The following is a 14,654-nucleotide window of genomic DNA, read 5'->3' as shown; positions in this document are numbered from 1 at the left end:
CTGACCGCAACTGCGTCGACGGGCGGTGGCCGCCCCAGAAGATCCGGGTCGGCCACCGACCGTCAGGGTCGCGGCGATCGACGGGAACAGGGCACGTTCATGGGCGCAGAACGCAGTGCGCCCCACCGTAGATGGTTGTGATGCATTTGTTGCAGTGGATGCACAACGACTGCCCGCCGCCGCTGGACTGAATGGTGTTGACGAGGTCGGGATCACTCAGCAGCGCGCGTCCCATCTCGACGAACTCGAAGCCCTCGGTCATCGCCCGGTCGATCGACTCCTTGCCGGTGACCCCTCCGAGCAGCACCAGCGGCAGATCGACCGCCGCCCGGACCTGACGCGCGTAGTCGAGCAGATACGTGTCCTGGTACGGGTAGGTCCGCAGGAAATGCTTGCCCACCAGCTTGATTCCAAGCTTCTGGGGCTGCTTCATCAGTGCCCCGAACTCCCGCAGTGGCGCATCGCCGCGGAACGTGTAGAGCGGGTTCTCGAGGGAACTGCCGGCGGTGAGGACGACCGCATCCACGGACCCGTCCTGCTCGAGCCACTTGACCAGTTCGATGGCTTCGGCGAGCCAGAATCCGCCGGGCGCACCGTCGTCCATGCTGACCTTCGCCATGATCGCGATCCGGTCGCCCACCGCGGCGCGGACCGCGACGGCCGTCTCCCGGGCGAACCGGGCCCGGTTCTCGAGGCTGCCGCCGTACTCATCAGTGCGGTGGTTGAGCCGCTTGCTCAGGAACGAGCTGATCAGATAGCCGTGGCCGAAGTGCATTTCGATGGCGTCGAATCCGGCCTCGACTGCCTTGAGGGCGGCATCGACGTGTGCCTGTCTGATCCGTGCGATGTCCGCTGCCGTTGCTGCCTGCGCGAAACTCAGTGTGGTCAGGTGGAAGTGGCGGCTAGGTGCCAGGGAGGCGCTCCCGAGTGCCTTCGGCGGCGCCACCGCACCGGCGTGGCCGATCTGCGCGGACACCGCCGTACCCTCGGCGTGCATGGCGTCGGTGAGGCGGCGCAAGCCCGGCATGGCCTCGTCGGTCCAGAGGATCTGGCCCGGCGACGTGCGACCTTCGGGGGCGACTGCGCAATACGCCACCGTCGTCATTCCGACTCCGCCCGTGGCGAACTGGCGATGGAACTCGATCAGTTCGTCGGTGACCAGACCCTTGGGGGTTCGCCCTTCGAACGTCGCGGACTTGATGATGCGGTTGCGCAGGGTGATCGGGCCGAGCCGGGCGGGTGCGAACGCGTCCGGGACAACGGTTTCCGTATCGGTGCTCATGGAACTCCTTCTTGGGTTGGTCATCCGGCCGTCGTCGCCGTCGATTCGAGCTGCTGTTCGAGCAGGCCGATGCGATGTGTCAGCCATCCCGATTCCCAGAAGTTCTCGGCCGTAACCGGATCGGCGAGAAGTGCACGGTGGCAGTCGAGGAGGAGCGCGGTCGCCGCCGAGTCGTTCGGCGCATGCGCCAGCACCGCCTCGGCGAGTGCGGTCGCCTCCTCGGGTCGGCCCCCGTCCAGATGTGAGCGACCAAGCTCGAGGACGGCCTCGTTGCCGGCGAGGCGGACCAGGTCGGCAAGCGTCCGCTCGCGCGGAACGGCGTGCAGTTCAGAGGTTGCCTTGTGGTGGAACCAGCCCAGGTAGGTCTCCCAGATCGTCTTCACGCCCCACTTGACCTGACCGTAGCCCTGTCCGACGTACAGGTGGTCCGGCAGCGTCACTTCGCGAACGAGAGTCTCGACATCCTTGCCCGCGTTAATGCCGTCGAGGGTCGTCTGGTGGATGTAGGACACGGCGTCGTGCATTCGCTCGAGCACCGCGTCGATGAGGTCCTCTCCCTCGATCGGCTCGCCGCGTCCCGTGATCAGCGTTGCGGGTCGCAGATCGCGCAGCTTGGTGATCGTTGCGAGGTACGGCTCCGCGAAGCGGTAGCGCTGCCCTCGAATGGTGTTGAGGTTCGGGAAGTGTCCGAACAGCGGCCCGAGCAGGTTGCTGATCAGCGCGATGCGGTGCTGGGGAAGCCAGACCATCGCCCCGTCGACCGTCTCGCCGACGCCGGAGTGCAGTTCAATCTGCAGCCCGCCGACGTTGAACTCGAGACGCTCGTCGAACATCAGGTCCGGGGTGGGAATGTCCTGCGCGGGCGACACGTCGGGGCGGGCCTCGATGAAGCCGCGGACCGTCTCGGCGTCGCGGCCGAACCACACCGGCGCCCACTGGCGCATCCGCGTGATGACACGTTCGTCGTCGTGTTGCACCGCCGGGTTGAGCGCATTGGCCACATAGATCGCGCCTGGCTCACGGAATCCCGCGACGCCGCCGACATGGTCGGTGTGCCCCTGAGTTGTGACGATGTAGCGAGTGGGCCCCGCGTAGACGTCGTCGAACAGTTTGCGGTGGTGCGGCGCCTCGTAGCCGAGCCCGGTGTTGACGATCACCCGTCCTGCCGGTGTGACCAGCATGTAGGCGGCGCTCGAGCCCGGCGACATGTAGATGAAGTCGCCCAGGCGGACCGCCTCGGAGGCGTAGACGTGGTCGAGTAGGACCTTGCCGGGACGATTCTTGATGAACTCGTCGATCTGGGCGGCGGACACGGGGCTCACTGGACCTCCACTTTCACGGGAAATGTTTCGCAGTACTCGGTGAATCGGGTTCTGAGCTCGGCCGGCTCGCGACCGAAGTCGGCGCGCAGGTCGTAGACGACCTGACCGTTCGCGCCGCGCGGATGATGTGCGATGTGATCGTCGACGGCCGCACGGGCCTCGTCGGTGAACTCGATCCCGCTGTGCGCGTAAATGCGTTCGACGGTGCCGACGTCGTCGGCCATGAACCTGTCGAAGTACACGTCGATCCGGCGCTCCGCGGGAATGAGTGCGAGGTCCCGGGTTCCGGCATCGAGGAGGCGGCCGACGCGGTCGGTCCAGTAGTCGCACACGGCATCCATGTCCGGCACGAGGAAGTTCGAGCGGGCACCGTATCCGACCATCGTCGCCGCAGACTGCACCACCGACACCGGATCCCGGTGAGTCATCACGACCGTCGCGTCGGGGAAGGTATCCATCAGCGGACCGAGCTGCTCGAGATGTTGCGGGCACTTGAGGATCCATCGACTCGGTCCCCGCTGCCACTGCAGGACCTTGAGCATCGTCGCCATGAAGGCGTAGTGCGGGCGCTGGTCGTGCGACAGGTAGTAGTCCCGCCACCGAGGCGCCATCGACGATCCCCACTCGAAGTTGTAGCTGGAGAAGTCCAGGCACTCGAGTTCGAGTTCCTCGTGGATGTGGTCGGGGTTCATCGGGTGCATGGCGGCGACAAGCGGGCTCTTGGCCTGCATCTGATCCCACCTGCGCTGGGAGCGGACGATGCGGGGGTCGATCCCGTCCGGGCCCACCACGTCTCCGGCGAACGGCACCGGCTCCTGGCTCTCCCACAGCGGCAGCGACCGGAAGCGCGTGTCCGCCGCCAGTAGGTTCACCAGGTGCGTCGTTCCCGAACGCGGCAGCCCGACCACGACGATCGGTGCCTCGATCTCGATATCGCGGATCTCGGGATGTCTCTTGAGCAGGTCCAGCACACGCAGCCGGTTGGCCGCGTAGCGCACGCTGCCTGCAAACGTCACCATGCGCGAGACCGGGGAGCGGTTGGGATCGGAGTCGATCTCGTCGAGCTGCAAGGCGAGGCGCTCGTGGAAGTCATCAGGTCCGAAGTCGTCGAGACCGGCCTGCTCCGCGGCCGCCGCGAGGACCGCATCGACGCTGAGTTCCACCGGATTCGCCTCGGCGTACGCCCAGGTCTCGCGTTGGGAGTCGGTCAGGACCGGGTTGCGCAGATCGGTGATCCGGATCCGCCCACCGGTGGTAGTGGTCACCGGGATCAGCCCTGAATCGAGAAGCCGCCGTCGACCGGCAGAGTCTGGCCGGTGACGAATCGGGCGGCCGGGCTGGCGAGGAACAGCGCCACCGGCGCGACGTCGATCTCGGGATCGGCCCACCGACCCATCGGGGTGCGATCGAGCGACGGCTTGCTGTGCTCGGGTCGCTGCTGCAATCCGGATGTCATGTTCGTGGCGGTCAGGCCGGGGGCGATCGCGTTGACCCGCACGTTCTCGGTCGCCCACTGGGCGCCCATGGTCTTGGTCATCTGCACGATGCCGGCCTTCGACGCGCCGTAGCCCGGCACCATGCCGACCGCGAAGAAACTCGCCATGGAGGCGACATTGACGATGGCTCCGCCGCCGTCGAGTTCGCTGGCCGTCAGGAGCGGCAGGCATGCGGTGGCCATGCGGAATCCGCTCACGAGGTTCACCGAGAGCGATTCCTCGAAGACTTCCGGGTTCCATTCGCCCTTCTGTGTGAGGGTCTGCCCCGCGTTGTTCACCAGGACATCCAGCGCCGACAGCCCTGCCGCGACGTCGGCGATCTGCTCCCGGTCGGTCATGACGCACTGCCGGTATCCGAAGTCGTCCAGATCGTGCTCGTAGTCGCCGGCTGCGGGTCGCGTACCGGTGATGGTGACCTTCGCCCCGGCTGCCACGAAGCTCCGTGCGATCGCCAGGCCCAGCCCGTTGGATCCGCCGGTGACCAAAACCTGTGATCCCGAAAAGTTGTATGTCACAACACTGTTCACATCATGCGTCGTCATGGGTGTGACTGTAGGCACAGATTGATCATTGGTCAATCCATATTGACCATTGATCAATCTGTGCCTACAGTGGCTCCATGAGAGCAACGAACGGCGGCAATTCGGCCTACGGAGACGCCGAGGCGCGACGTCGCGGAGTCTTGGATGCCGCGGCTGAACTACTCGACGAAGGCGGCTACGGCGCCCTCACGAACCGTGCGGTCGCCAAACGGGCCGGCATCAGCCCCGGGCTGATCTACCAGTACTTCGTCGACAAGCAGGACATCTTCATCGCACTGCTCCACGAGAGCCAGGTGGAGTTGGCCGAGTTCATCGCCGCGTTGCCTCGCGACGAGGGTGTTGCGGCGCTCATTGCCGGAATAGTGCCCGCATCGACCCGACAATGGGCGCGCGTGGGACATCTCGTGGGGACCTGGCGCGACGTCGACGGCGAGACGGGTGAGCGTGAATCGGTTCACGTGTTGCGTAAATCGACAGATCACCAGTTCGCCGAACTGCGGCGCGCACTGATGGAAGCGGCCGGAGCCGAAGGGCTCCGACTTCGTGACGACCCCGCGCTCATCCCCTTCGTCTGGTCCGGCTTGATGGGCCTGGCCGACACCCTCGTCAACAACTGGGCCCGAGACGTCGAATCGGACGCGTTGATCGCGTACTCCGCTGACACCGTGGCAAGGGCCATCACCGAATGACTGGAGCTGTGAATGAACAGAGCAGACAACCCCGCCCGCCCCCGGGCGGGGTCGGGCAGTAGTGCCGCCGCGGCCACGGAGTTGGCGACCGAGGCGGGGTACCTGCTACTCGCCCATCGCGAAAACCTCTCCGCAGGAATGGGTCCCGCCGAGCTGAGGAACTCTGGCGATCGACTCAGTCACGAACTGCTCGCCGCGCTGTTGGCCGAGCGATTCCCCGGCGACGCTGTGCTCTCCGAGGAGGGCGCCGATGATCTCGTCCGCCTCGGCGCCGACCGCGTCTGGATCGTCGATCCGCTCGACGGCACTCGGGAGTTCGGCGAGCAGGGCCGGACCGACTGGGCTGTGCACGTCGCGTTGGTCGAAGGCGGTGAGCTGACGGCCGGTGCGGTGGCGATGCCGGCGCTCGGCGTCACCTACTCGAGTGACGGGCATCTCGACGCCACCGCGCAACCGATCCCGTCTGTGCCGCGCGTCGTCGTCAGCCGCACCCGCCGGCCCGAACCGGTGATGGCGATGGCCGCCGCGCTCGGCGCGGAGCTGGTCGAAATGGGCTCGGCGGGCGCGAAGGCGATGGCGGTGGTGCGAGGTGAGGCGGATGTGTACGCGCATTCCGGTGGGCAGTACGAGTGGGACTCGGCAGCCCCCGTTGCGGTGGCCCGTGCTGCGGGACTACATGTTTCGCGAATCGACGGCTCCACGCTGATCTACAACCAGGAGAACCCCTGGCTTCCCGACCTACTGATCTGCCGGCCCGAACTGGCCGGCGAAGCCTTGGAGGCACTTCGGCGATGAGCAGTCCCACGACGAGCAAGACCTTGACCCACCTCGAGCGGCTCGAAGCCGAGAGCATCCACATCATGAGGGAGGCCGTCGCGGGGAGCGAGAACCCCGTGATGCTGTACTCGGTCGGCAAGGACAGCGCGGTGATGCTGCACCTGGCCCGCAAGGCGTTCTTCCCGTCCCGGTTGCCGTTCCCGCTGCTGCACGTCGACACCACCTGGAAGTTCCAGGAGATGTACAAGCTGCGTGACGAGTCCGCTGCCGCAGGAGATTTCGATCTGCTGGTGTACCAGAACCCCGAGTGCGTGGAGAAGGGGATCAACCCGTTCACACACGGTTCGTCGACGCACACCGACATGTGGAAGACCGAGGGCCTCAAGCAGGCACTCGACCTCCACAAGTTCGACACCGCCTTCGGTGGTGCGCGGCGCGACGAGGAGAAGTCCCGCGCGAAGGAGCGGGTCTTCTCGGTTCGCTCCGCCGAGCACCGGTGGGATCCGAAGCGGCAGCGACCCGAACTGTGGCACATGTACAACGTCCGGCGGTCGCCGGGGGAGACGCTGCGGGTGTTCCCGCTGTCGAACTGGACCGAACTGGACGTGTGGGAGTACATCCGGCAGGAGAACATCCCGATCGTGCCGCTCTACTTCGCCGCCGAACGGCCGGTCGTCGAACGGGACGGCACCCTGATCATGGTCGACGACGACCGGATGCCGTTGCGGCCCGGGGAGGTTCCCGAACTCAAGAGCGTCCGCTTCCGGACCCTCGGCTGCTACCCGCTCACCGGGGCCGTCGAATCCACGGCCGCGACCCTGACCGACGTCATCCAGGAAATGTTGCTCACCACCACGTCGGAGCGTCAGGGCCGCGTCATCGACCACGACAGCAGCGCCTCGATGGAGAAGAAGAAGCAGGAAGGGTACTTCTGATGTCCCACTCGTCCAACCTGATCGCCGAGGACATCGAGCAGTACCTCGCCCAGCACGCCACCAAGTCCATGCTGCGCTTCATCACCTGCGGCAGCGTCGACGACGGCAAGTCCACCCTGATCGGGCGGCTGCTGTACGAGTCGAAGCTGGTGTTCGAGGACCAGCTCAGCGCGCTCGAGAGCGACTCGAAGAAGGTCGGCACCCAGGGGGAGGGTCTCGACTTCGCCCTCCTCGTGGACGGTCTCGCCGCCGAACGCGAGCAGGGCATCACCATCGACGTCGCCTACCGCTACTTCACCACCGAGCGGCGCAAGTTCGTCGTCGCCGACACCCCGGGCCACGAGCAGTACACCCGCAACATGGTCACCGGCGCCTCGACGGCCGACCTCGCGGTGATCCTGATCGACGCCCGCAAGGGCGTGCTCACGCAGACCCGCCGGCACTCGTACCTGGTCTCGCTGCTCGGCATCCGGCACGTGGTGCTCGCGGTCAACAAGCTCGACCTCGTCGACTACTCGCAGGAGGTGTTCGAGCAGATCGTCGACGAGTACACGGCGTTCGCGGCCGAGATCGGGCTGGGGAGCGTCGTCCCGATCCCGATGTCCGCGTACATGGGCGACAACCTCACCGACCGCAGCCCGAACACGCCCTGGTACCGGGGTCCGTCGCTGATCGAGCACCTGGAGACGGTCGAGATCGAGGACGAACTGTTGGGCGGTCCGTTCCGGATGCCCGTGCAGTGGGTGAACCGCCCGGATCTCGACTTCCGGGGGTTCTCCGGGCAGATCGTCGGCGGCGCGGTGCGTCCGGGTGACCGACTGCGGGTGCTGCCCAGTGGGAAGGAGTCCACGGTTGCCCGGATCGTGACGATGGACGGCGACCTGGACGAAGCGGTCGCGGGCCGGTCGGTGACGATCACCCTCGCCGACGAGATCGACGTCAGCCGTGGTGACGTGTTGGTCGCGGCGGACGCGCTGCCCGGCATCGCGGATCAGTTCGAGGCGCAGTTGGTGTGGATGGGCGAGCACGAGATGCTGCCCGAGCGTCCGTACGTCTGCCAGATCGGCACGATGACGGTGCAGGCCCGCATCACCAAGCCGAAGTACAAGATCAACGTCAACACGCTCGAGCAGACTGCCACCAACACGTTGGCGCTCAACGAGATCGGCGTGTGCAACATCAGCTTCGACCGGCCGGTCCCGTTCGACGCCTACGCCGACAACCGCGACACGGGCGGCTTCATCCTGATCGACCGGCTGACGAACACGACGGTCGGTGCGGGCATGATCGCGCATTCGCTGCGCCGGTCGGACAACATCCACTGGCAGACGGTCGATGTGAACGACGAGGCCAGGACCGTGCTGAACGGTCACCGGCCGCAGATCGTCTGGTTCACCGGACTCTCGGGGTCGGGCAAGTCGACGATCGCGAACGAGCTCGAGCGTCGTCTCTACGGGCTCGGCGTCCGCACCTATCTGCTCGACGGCGACAACGTCCGCCACGGCCTGAACCGGGACCTCGGCTTCACCGAGGCCGACCGGGTGGAGAACATCCGGCGGGTCACCGAGGTCGCTCGGTTGATGGCCGATGCCGGTCTGATCGTGTTGGCGTCGTTCATCTCCCCGTTCCGGGCGGAGCGTGACGCGGCCCGCGAGCTGATCGGCGAGGACCGCTTCTGCGAGGTGTTCGTCGACACTCCGATGGACGTGGCGGAGGAGCGGGATCCCAAGGGGCTCTATCGCAAGGCGCGGCGCGGTGAACTCGTCAACTTCACCGGCATCGACTCCCCGTACGAGGAGCCCGAGTCCCCCGCGCTGCGCATCGACACCACGACGACGAGCCCCGCGGAGGCGAGCGCCCTGCTCGTGGACCTTCTGCGCAGCCGCGGCGTCATCGCCTGATCGCGGACGGTGTCGTCCGAAGTCTTCGCCGGTTTCCACTCCGTCCATGCAAGTTTCAACCCAACAAGAAGGAGAGTCCCCATGCCCAACCGTGACGAAGTCCGCTCTGCTGTCGAGACCTATGTCAAGTTGCTTGCCGTTCACGACACCGACGGCCTGATGGAGCTGTTCGCCGCGGACGCGGTCCAGCACGAACCTGTGGGTGTCCGGACCAACCGGGGTCACGACGAGATCCGGGCGTTCTTCGCCGAATCCGAGAACACACCGTTCACGGTCAGCCTGCTGACGCCCGTCACCGTCGTCGGCAAGTTCGCCGCAATGATGATGCGCGTCGAGCGCGAGGGTCTGAAGGACTTCGGCTCCACCGACCTGTTCGAGTTCGACGACGAGTGCAAGATCCTCTCGATCACCGCGGTGCCGGACATCAAGGCGCTCGTCGACTGATCTGCCGAGATGTCCGACGCAAGACCGGTTCAGTGGTCCCGCACCCGCTGCGGGGCCACTGAACCTTGCGAGCACCATCAGGTCTCGGGCCGGGTCACTGCTGAAGACTGCGATGACGGCTCCCAAGTGCACGGAGACTGCACAGTATTCGAGCGGACGCTCTGATTCCCGACACTCGAGGGTCGAGCGGATGACGATGATCCTCGACGCCTTCGGCCAACGGCATTGGCTATCGCGGTGGTTCGTTGTTCGAGCCATGCTTAGAGCGCGTCGGCCGACCGCCCTTCAACGGATCGGCGTGCCCCCGTCATCGTCAGCGTCCGACGGTGGTTGGGTCTCAGCGAGCCGCTTGATGTTGAGTAGTTGCCTTCTCGCCATGACGAGGTCCCCGACCGACAGGACAGGAGCCAGCCAGCCGCACCCACTCATGACGACCTTCAGCAACAACCTCGTGTCTGAGCCGACAGGGACGAGCACGTATGACATGACAGCACCCAGAATGGAACCGGTGTAGTGCACCTGCGTTTCCACCGACAACAGTCGCCCTCGCGGGCGGTTCGCCGTACTCGTGAAATGTTGACCGGGTGCCGGCGCGGGACTGTCGAGCAGCTGCTGTGGAGAGCGACGTCCAAAGTTGTCGATCCAGTCATAGGAGTAGGGCGCCAGCTGGATCTGGGTGACCCAGGACCAGACCACCGCTGGAGTCGCGTGCACGGTGACGCCTCGCCACACCTGCAGATTCGGAGCGGGAACCACCTTGTCACACGGGTAGCGGCGAGCGACCTCATCGTCGGTCACACCCCAACGGTCGCCGAACATGCATCCCCTCCCGCCGCCACTTCGTCCAAATCGGTCCAGTATCACTACCAAGCGGACCGAGATCTTGTCCTCATCCTCCAGTGGCGGTGCTGGAGCTGTGAATCGTCAAAGTTTTTGGTGACTCCCGAGGACTTGACCTGTGGTGTGCCAACTACGGTGACCACCTTCGGGCGCGATCGTGATCGAGAGTTGGCAATTGATCGCGGATTCGCCGCGTGAATTCGGTCGCTTTGGCTGACGAACCGCATGTTGGTCAGGTGTCAACGAGCGAAAAGGTGACCCATCAGTTGTCCCAGGGTGCCCTCATCCAAACGGGGGAGGACGTCCATCCACACACGCAGTGGCGGCCGCCCGATCATGGGAAGGTCGACGAACGCGAGGTCACGCTGCGGTGAGGACCAGTCGCGCATATCGAGTGTCGAGCACCCGGGCGTCGGCTCGAAGCCGCTTGCGCAATACACCCTCACCCCGGGCTCGACCGGCGTCAGAACACGGGTTCCCCGGACATCGGGGTTCCAGAAACCAGGGTCCTGCGGACCGAGCACGTCGTTGACGGTCACGAGGGAGCCGCGGGGAATCGACGGGGTGGCCGGCTCGGCACCGGCAGGGGCCGATGCGAGCCAAACCGTCGCACCGGCAAGGGCGAGAACGACGCCGAGGCGCCGTCTCGAGGGAGTCGGTAGGGCCATGCCGGAGCTCCTTGATCATCGACCGTGGGAAATCGCATCCTCACGTTAGCCGTCCGTTCGAGCGTGGCGAAGCCTAATGGTTCGCAGGTCAGTTTGCCCCGGGCAGACCAAGCCTCCCGTTCTGCCCGATCCCGATCAGGCCCAGGGCCATCCAGAGCCGTACGCGCACGGGGCTCTGCGGACTCGACGCCGACGTAACGGCGGTTAGATCCGCTTCGCCGCAGCCTCGAGCGACGCACGGCACCCCTTGACCAGGCGCTGCACAACCTCGGCAGCGGGCCGCTCCGGCGCGAGCCGGTAGGCCTGTCCGGCCCAGAGATTCACCGCTTCGCTGTCTTCCCTCTCACGCGCGGCCTTACGCAGCGGCGACGTCGCGTAGTGGATCTCGGGATAGGCCGCGGGTGCGGTGGCGGTGTGCTCGTCGAGGAATCGGTTGCGGATGCCACGCGCCCACCGTCCGGTGAACGCACGAGTGAGCGCGGTCGACCGCGCCCCGGTGAGGGCGTCGCGCACCACCGCCGAGGTACCCGCCTCCGGGCAGCGCAGGAAGACCGTTCCGAGCTGCGCGGCGGCCGCGCCGGCCGCCAGCGCCGCGGCCAGCCCAGCGCCGGTGGTGATGCCGCCGGTGGCCACAAGGGGGACCGAGAAGACAGTGCCGCGCAACAACTGCATCAACGCGATCAGGCCGATCGGATCGGTGAGATCGTCGCCCGGACGGGAGAGGAAGCTCGCGCGATGCCCGCCGGCTTCGGCTCCTTGCGCGATCAGTACATCCGCACGCGCATTCACGGCGACCTGCGCCTCGATTGTCGATGTCACGGTGACCCACACCTCGGACCCGACGCCGTGCAGTCGCTCGATCTCTGCTGGCGACGGACAGCCGAACGTGAACGACACCACCGCAACGGGATTGGCGGTAAGTAGATCGAGCTTGGCGGACCAGTCGTCGTCGTCGAAACGCGGTTCGCCGACTTCGGCTCCGGTCGCGGCGAGCTCGTCGAGATACGGCGCGATCTGCTCGACCGGTGTCGGCGTCCCCGGTGCGAACACGTTCACACCGAACCGCGCCGAGGTGAGCTGCCGCGTCTCCGAAATCCGCTGCGCCAGTGTGTCAGCGCTCAGATATCCGGCCGCGAGGATGCCGAACCCGCCCGCCTCGGCGACGGCCGCGGTGAGTTCCGGCGTTGACGGCCCGCCGGCCATCGGGGCAAGAACGATGGGCGCAGGGATGTCGTCGAGGATCACGCGGAACTCCGTTTCTTCGAGTACCAACCCGACGGCACCGAGAATCAACACGGTCCGCTTTTCACCAGTATCCCCCGGCCGTCGGGGCGGTCGCGGGCGAATCGAGGTCCCGCCTGGCGGCGATGCCGCCGCGAGGACACCAGGAGCGGTGCTCCGCGTAGTCCGTCGACGCACCGGATCGATGCGGCCGTGAGCGCGGACAAGACGGCCATTTCTCGCATCCGAACTCGCCCGCTCCGGCACGTGTCGGGATTCATGCGGGGGCGCCGACCCTGTGGGGGAGCGGCGCGGCGGGTGACCTCACCGTGCGGTCATCGCCACAGTCGGCGCGCAGCTTTGCGTGCCGCTTTCCACTCGCTGCTCACGTGGTCGGCGCGTTCGTCGCCGATCTGCTGTTCCAGCTGGTGGAGAATGCCGAGTCCGAAGCTCGACTCGGCGGTGTGATCGTGTGCTGTGGCGATGGCCAGCAGGTGCTCCCTCGCCACCGTCGAGTCCTGAAATTCTCCGAGGACGTCCTGGAAGTCGTTGAAGCGCTTGAGCGCCCGTGCCGTCTTCTTCGGCGCGCGGTGGCGAATCACCTCCATCGCGTAGCGCATCCGCTTGGCTCGCTTTCGGGCGCGGTGGATCCGTTCGCCGCGTTCTCGGCGTGTCGCTGCGTCACCCGCCTTGTCCACCCGTTTGGACACCGTGGCGGCGAGACGTTTGAGGATCCGGACCGAATCCTCGGCACTCACCTCGCTGCGCGTGTCCCGGTCTGGTGCCTGCGCGGTCGGGGTGGACCCGGCCGGGGTGGCGAGGTCCTCGACGAAGACGTCGAGTGCATCGAGGAGAGTGAGATAGCGCTCGGAGTCGAGACCCGCGAGCGCCGAGGCCCGGGCCGTATCCGCCTGTTCGGAGAAGTACTCGTTCACGCGGGCGTACACGGTTTCCTGCCTGGGCAGGGCCGCCGATTCGGCGATCCGGGTGCTGATCCGTGCCCATTGGACCTCGACGTCACGCGCCGGGCCCAGTCGTCTGCCGAGCCAGCGCAGGTCGAGGATCAGCGGCTGCGCCCGCTCGTCGAGTCCGAACCCCGGGGCGTAGGCCTGCAGCGCGCTGCGGGCGCGCCGCGCCGCCTTGCGCATCTTGTGGACCGCCTCCGGTTCGTCTCGGCGGACAGCGATGTCGGCGAGGCCGAGACGGCGGATCTGCTTCTGCAGGTAACGGCGGAGGCATTCTCGGGGTTCGTCCGTCTTGCGGGCGCGCCGCTCCTCGAGGTCGGATGCGGTGACGACCTCGGCGAGCGCGCGGTTGAGCTTGGTGGGGTGGGTCGATCGTTCGATGCCGGCCTCGAGCAACCTCGTTTCGATGGCGTCGGCGAGCGTTCGCCCGGCGCCGGCCTGCTCCACCTCGATTTCGGTCCAGATTCGTTGCTCGCCGGTGTCGGGCAGCACTGCGGTGACGGTGTCCTCGACGATGTCGGCCTGTGGTGCACCGGCAGCGTCGAGGAGCCGGTTGCGGCGGCGTCGGGTGTCGAGCCGCGCGATCGGTGCCAACGCATGTGCGTGGGTGATTCCATGGACGAGAGCTGTGAGCTGTCGAGGTGGGGTGTCGCCGGCGGAGAGGGGGAGCCGCGTTTCGGTACGGGTGTCGTCGTCGCCGGCGGGGATCTTGAGGTGCCATCCCGCATCGTCACCACCGGTGCGTTTGCGGAGGGTGATCCCGTTACGTAGCAGTCGGTAGTCGGAGGTGTCGAAGTACTGGGCCGACAGTTGTTGCACCTCGACCACGGGTCGCCCGGCGATGCCGGGCAGATCCGACAACGGAGGCAGCTCCTGGTCCGGAGCGGCGTCGTACTTTCGTTCCGTTTCTGCCGATTCCTCGGGAATGCTGGCCTGCGCGGCGGTCATCGGACCCCTCCTCGGTGGTCGGCGCACCACACGACTCCACAAGACTGGTTCAGTGGTCGTGGTGTAGTTCGTTGTGCAGTTGCTCCTGTTCACTGATCTGTTCGTCCTCGACGTCGATCAGTTCGTTGTGTGCGCGGGCTGACGAGTGGATGAGTTCGTCGAGTTTGACCAGGATGGCGTGCGATTCTCGGTTGGTGGTGTGCTGGACGACGAACAGCATGAACACGCTGATGAAGGCGCCAGCGGTGTGTACGGCGTACGCCCACCCAGTCGAGAAGTCGCCGAGAGCGCCGACGACCAGAAGCGCAGCGATCACGGCCGCGGCCGCCGCGGGTGCCCAGGCAGAGCCGGACCAGCGAGCGACCGCTTCGGTGGCGGCAGCCAGGCGTGACTCGGCCCCTCGAACGGACATGTATGCCGCGTGCCCACAGCTGTCACCCACGAAACGTCAGTGGGCACATCTCCTTCGCTCACTGACGATGGTTGGACCCATGTCGCCGAACGCGGTGGGAACCGTTAGGCGCGAGGCCGGGTGACCTGACTGTTCCCACGATCACACGGTGGCGGCCGCAGCAGACGAGGCTCCTGCTACAGTGGCGGCCATGCAGCGCGCATATTTCTGGT

14 protein-coding genes are annotated in these 14,654 nt (G+C 66.4%); 5 read left to right on the top strand and 9 right to left on the bottom strand.

Annotation, left to right across the window (positions count from 1 at the left end; genetic code table 11):
• Positions 1–97: 97 nt before the first annotated feature.
• From ACWDUM_RS04360 to ACWDUM_RS04345, 4 genes are read right to left on the bottom strand one after another with little or no spacing between them, the layout of a single operon-like run.
• The gene (locus ACWDUM_RS04360; protein ID WP_450133016.1) at positions 98–1,282 is read right to left on the bottom strand and encodes an NADH:flavin oxidoreductase; all 1,185 of its coding nucleotides are present in this window, start codon (positions 1,280–1,282) and stop codon (positions 98–100) included.
• A 20-nt stretch (positions 1,283–1,302) separates the two neighbouring features.
• On the bottom strand, positions 1,303–2,604 hold the full coding sequence (locus ACWDUM_RS04355; protein WP_450133015.1) for an alkyl sulfatase dimerization domain-containing protein: 1,302 nt from the start codon (positions 2,602–2,604) through the stop codon (positions 1,303–1,305).
• Positions 2,601–3,869 (bottom strand): sulfotransferase family protein, encoded by a 1,269-nt coding sequence (locus ACWDUM_RS04350; protein ID WP_450133014.1) that lies wholly within the window; start codon positions 3,867–3,869, stop codon positions 2,601–2,603. The genes ACWDUM_RS04355 and ACWDUM_RS04350 overlap by 4 nt, the downstream gene beginning before the upstream one ends.
• Before the next feature lie 5 nt (positions 3,870–3,874).
• Positions 3,875–4,642 carry an SDR family NAD(P)-dependent oxidoreductase gene (locus tag ACWDUM_RS04345; RefSeq protein WP_450133013.1) on the bottom strand — a complete coding sequence of 256 codons (768 nt, stop codon included), beginning with the start codon at positions 4,640–4,642 and terminating at the stop codon, positions 3,875–3,877.
• Positions 4,643–4,719: 77 nt separating this feature from the next.
• On the opposite strand from ACWDUM_RS04345, the gene ACWDUM_RS04340 reads away from it, so the two are divergent.
• From ACWDUM_RS04340 to ACWDUM_RS04320, 5 genes are all read left to right on the top strand, one after another.
• A complete protein-coding gene (locus tag ACWDUM_RS04340; RefSeq protein ID WP_450133012.1) occupies positions 4,720–5,331 on the top strand; it encodes a TetR/AcrR family transcriptional regulator in 612 nt (203 codons plus the stop codon).
• Between the two features lie 12 nt (positions 5,332–5,343).
• Positions 5,344–6,126 carry a 3'(2'),5'-bisphosphate nucleotidase CysQ gene (locus ACWDUM_RS04335; RefSeq protein WP_450133011.1) on the top strand — a complete coding sequence of 261 codons (783 nt, stop codon included), beginning with the start codon at positions 5,344–5,346 and terminating at the stop codon, positions 6,124–6,126.
• Positions 6,123–7,043, top strand: coding sequence for a sulfate adenylyltransferase subunit CysD (gene cysD / locus ACWDUM_RS04330; RefSeq protein WP_450133010.1), 921 nt, complete (start codon positions 6,123–6,125; stop codon positions 7,041–7,043). Before ACWDUM_RS04335 ends, cysD begins: the two co-directional genes overlap by 4 nt.
• Positions 7,043–8,944 carry a sulfate adenylyltransferase subunit CysN gene (gene cysN, locus ACWDUM_RS04325; protein ID WP_450133009.1) on the top strand — a complete coding sequence of 634 codons (1,902 nt, stop codon included), beginning with the start codon at positions 7,043–7,045 and terminating at the stop codon, positions 8,942–8,944. Before cysD ends, cysN begins: the two co-directional genes overlap by 1 nt.
• An 81-nt stretch (positions 8,945–9,025) precedes the next feature.
• A complete protein-coding gene (locus ACWDUM_RS04320) occupies positions 9,026–9,388 on the top strand; it encodes a nuclear transport factor 2 family protein (protein WP_450133008.1) in 363 nt (120 codons plus the stop codon).
• A 285-nt stretch (positions 9,389–9,673) separates the two neighbouring features.
• Here the strand turns inward: ACWDUM_RS04320 and ACWDUM_RS04315 are convergent, their stop codons facing one another.
• The 5 genes from ACWDUM_RS04315 to ACWDUM_RS04295 all read right to left on the bottom strand — a co-directional run bounded on the left by ACWDUM_RS04315 (position 9,674) and on the right by ACWDUM_RS04295 (position 14,442).
• A complete protein-coding gene (locus ACWDUM_RS04315) occupies positions 9,674–10,186 on the bottom strand; it encodes a polyketide cyclase (protein WP_450133007.1) in 513 nt (170 codons plus the stop codon).
• Positions 10,187–10,467: 281 nt separating this feature from the next.
• Positions 10,468–10,767: a hypothetical protein gene (locus ACWDUM_RS04310; protein WP_450133006.1), complete on the bottom strand. Its 300-nt coding sequence runs from the start codon at positions 10,765–10,767 to the stop codon at positions 10,468–10,470.
• Positions 10,768–11,100: 333 nt separating this feature from the next.
• Entirely contained in the window at positions 11,101–12,141 is a 1,041-nt protein-coding gene (locus ACWDUM_RS04305; RefSeq protein WP_450133005.1) for an NAD(P)H-dependent flavin oxidoreductase, read from the bottom strand.
• 311 nt (positions 12,142–12,452) lie between these two features.
• On the bottom strand, positions 12,453–14,030 hold the full coding sequence (locus tag ACWDUM_RS04300) for a CYTH and CHAD domain-containing protein (protein ID WP_450133004.1): 1,578 nt from the start codon (positions 14,028–14,030) through the stop codon (positions 12,453–12,455).
• Positions 14,031–14,079: 49 nt separating this feature from the next.
• Positions 14,080–14,442 (bottom strand): low affinity iron permease family protein, encoded by a 363-nt coding sequence (locus ACWDUM_RS04295; protein WP_450133003.1) that lies wholly within the window; start codon positions 14,440–14,442, stop codon positions 14,080–14,082.
• Positions 14,443–14,654: the final 212 nt, after the last annotated feature.

This window comes from Rhodococcus sp. NPDC003322, assembly GCF_053589555.1.
This window is presented reverse-complemented; position numbering and strand designations above follow the sequence as displayed.

What these genes read in the sequence shown, in the direction of transcription:
- ACWDUM_RS04320 (WP_450133008.1), top strand. Translation starts at nt 9,026, where the DNA reads ATGCCCAACCGTGACGAAGTCCGCTCTGCTGTCGAGACCTATGTCAAG.
- ACWDUM_RS04300 (WP_450133004.1), bottom strand. Translation starts at nt 14,030, where the DNA reads ATGACCGCCGCGCAGGCCAGCATTCCCGAGGAATCGGCAGAAACGGAA.
- ACWDUM_RS04335 (WP_450133011.1), top strand. Translation starts at nt 5,344, where the DNA reads ATGAACAGAGCAGACAACCCCGCCCGCCCCCGGGCGGGGTCGGGCAGT.
- ACWDUM_RS04295 (WP_450133003.1), bottom strand. Translation starts at nt 14,442, where the DNA reads ATGTCCGTTCGAGGGGCCGAGTCACGCCTGGCTGCCGCCACCGAAGCG.
- ACWDUM_RS04345 (WP_450133013.1), bottom strand. Translation starts at nt 4,642, where the DNA reads ATGACGACGCATGATGTGAACAGTGTTGTGACATACAACTTTTCGGGA.
- ACWDUM_RS04340 (WP_450133012.1), top strand. Translation starts at nt 4,720, where the DNA reads ATGAGAGCAACGAACGGCGGCAATTCGGCCTACGGAGACGCCGAGGCG.
- cysD (WP_450133010.1), top strand. Translation starts at nt 6,123, where the DNA reads ATGAGCAGTCCCACGACGAGCAAGACCTTGACCCACCTCGAGCGGCTC.
- ACWDUM_RS04360 (WP_450133016.1), bottom strand. Translation starts at nt 1,282, where the DNA reads ATGAGCACCGATACGGAAACCGTTGTCCCGGACGCGTTCGCACCCGCC.
- cysN (WP_450133009.1), top strand. Translation starts at nt 7,043, where the DNA reads ATGTCCCACTCGTCCAACCTGATCGCCGAGGACATCGAGCAGTACCTC.